The 2209-nt window shown below is 60.2% G+C and carries 3 protein-coding genes; 1 reads left to right on the forward strand and 2 read right to left on the reverse strand.

The genetic code is table 11. From position 1 onward, the window contains the following. Together CXY73_RS23345 and CXY73_RS00170 are read right to left on the reverse strand one after the other, a co-directional pair. A partial coding sequence (locus tag CXY73_RS23345; RefSeq protein ID WP_158253956.1) for a helix-turn-helix domain-containing protein occupies window positions 1-339 on the reverse strand: 339 nt, incomplete at its 3' end. A gap of 177 nt (window positions 340-516) precedes the next feature. After that, the gene (locus tag CXY73_RS00170; RefSeq protein ID WP_104134799.1) at window positions 517-1116 is read right to left on the reverse strand and encodes a hypothetical protein; all 600 of its coding nucleotides are present in this window, start codon (window positions 1114-1116) and stop codon (window positions 517-519) included. A 375-nt stretch (window positions 1117-1491) separates the two neighbouring features. On the opposite strand from CXY73_RS00170, the gene CXY73_RS21260 reads away from it, so the two are divergent. Further along, window positions 1492-1905 carry a hypothetical protein gene (locus CXY73_RS21260; protein WP_146071538.1) on the forward strand — a complete coding sequence of 138 codons (414 nt, stop codon included), beginning with the start codon at window positions 1492-1494 and terminating at the stop codon, window positions 1903-1905. Window positions 1906-2209: the final 304 nt, after the last annotated feature.

Raw genomic sequence — 2209 nt, forward strand, 5'->3', positions numbered from 1 at the left:
CGGGCTGACCCGCATCTCCTGCCGATCGGGAAACACCGCAGCCAAATAATCACTGATCTGTTCCGGACTCCATTTCAGGCATAACTTTTTCTGCACCAAAAAAGCCAGTTCCGGATGGTCGAATTTGCTGGCCTTCGGGCGACGTCCACGAAGTTCGGCCTGCCTCTGCGCCGCATACGGGGCATACTTCATCCGTCCCTGCGGGCCAGTCTTAGACCCTCCTCGAGCCAGCTCCCGACTGATCGTGGCAGCAGACCGGCCCACCAGAGCAGCGATCGCCCGCACGCCGGTGCCAGCCAGGTGCAAGTCCGCGATCTGCAGTCGTTCCTCCAAGGACAAGTACCGCCCAGACTTCTCTGCCTCAGGAAGAGGGATCCGCCCACCCGTTGCTTGACGCCAACGCCGTCCAGTTCGTCGATTCACCCCGACAGCATCGCACGATGCGGTCAGCNAACGTCTACCGGGATAGTTGACGCTGGCACACCGGGGCTCACCATGCATAGCTGCTCTGGGCAGCTATGCAGCTTGTAATTGACGGTAGGAAGTGAGGGCGGTGTTCCCTGCGCGCACGATGTACAAACCATACGCGCTGGTGACCAGCGCCACCCCGAATCCGGTAACGCCCCAGGTCACGTGCCAGTCCATTCCGGTCTGGCTTGCCAGGTAGAGTCCGGTTCCCGCGACGATGAGAATGAACCCACCGAGGTAATAGTCGACTGTTCGTCCGAAGATTGCGGGCATAGGGAAGAAGTGAAGTCCCACGATCAGGACGACCACAGGGAGGATCCATACGTATTGACCGAGAACCGCGAGTACATCAACCGAGGTGACGATGAGCGCACCCTGGATGCTGCTCACGAGTGTCATGCCCTGGGAAATGCGGGCGTCGTCCGCATTCGTCTCGTTCGGTACTCCACCAGCAAGCTTGATCAGTTTTGCAGCACGAATAGCCAGGAAGACCGACCAGGCAAGTGCCGCTACGAAAAAGATCGTTCCAAGAATTGGCCAAGCAAGCACTGGCCAAATGGCGTACACAGGGGTGAAAACAGCCATCGGAATGAGTCCCGAGGCGATGCCCCGGACGATCGGTCCAACTCGTGCAGTGAAATCATCCATCGAACGGTTGCCTCCCCCTGGGTCAGTCAGAAGCAACCCATACGAGGCCGACATGTATAGCGCTCAACCTCAAGATGTTCTGGGCCCCGCCGTAGAAGGGTCACGGTCAGGGCATCGGCTCACTCCGGTGAAGGACGACCGGATTCCCGTAGCGGGAACCTTCTACCGGCCGCCGATTTTTCTAGCGATGTTGAGCCGCCGCGCCACGACCGCTACGCTCGTGGCACTGGAGGTCCCAGAGCTTGGCGCTCGTCCACCTTGGTTAAAAGCGCCCTTGGACCCTTGGAGTGGGCGACCCGGCCTGAGTGGTAACGAGTTGTCACCATACGGCTCTGTAGTGCTTCATTCTGCGCGCCGTAATGCCACACTCGTGACATGACTTCCAATATCCGGTTGAAGAGTCGCCTCGGATTTGTGTTTCCCGCGGTGGGCATTGTGGTCGTTACTTGGCCCGTATTCTGGATGGCGCAAGGATTCCCCACGGCGTGTAACCTCGTCGCCCCGTGTTCGGGACGTGAGGTCAGGGTGGCGCCCGCTCTGCTTTTCGGCGGGATGATGCTTGCACCGTTGGCGGCTGTGATTCTCATGTCCGTCGTTCGCTCACCGGTGGGCTGGCTCGTTCGACTGTCCTATGTCGCCCTCGTGCTGCTAGCGGTTGTCGGGTACGTCGTCATCAGCTTCAGCGGCGGGTTCAGCGTTGATGCTGCATTCCTCGCGGGTCTCCTCGGAACGATCGGGACGGCACTGCTCGCATATGTGGGAATCATTGCTCTTCGACGCGAGACTTGAGCAGCTACGCTTCCAAGCCGGGACTAGGCTGGTGAGCCCTCTATCCGCAACGGCATAGTGCAGGTGCCCTGCCGATTCCCCGCGCCACGCGGCGCGCCATCCGTGATGGCGGATTGGTGCCGAACTCCGACGTCGAACAGCTCGGACCATGCTTCGCCGAATAGCTTGCAGCTCCAACGGAGCGAGAGTCGAAAGAGCGCCCGTCGGGGAACCATCTGCGGGGCGAGCCCCCGTAACGATCGCCTACCGTCTCCGTGCGGGGCTAGTCTTCGCCCATAGAATGTGACCATGAGTCCGAATCGAC

Source organism: Cryobacterium sp. Y50 (assembly GCF_002929805.1).
Taxonomy (GTDB): domain Bacteria; phylum Actinomycetota; class Actinomycetes; order Actinomycetales; family Microbacteriaceae; genus Cryobacterium.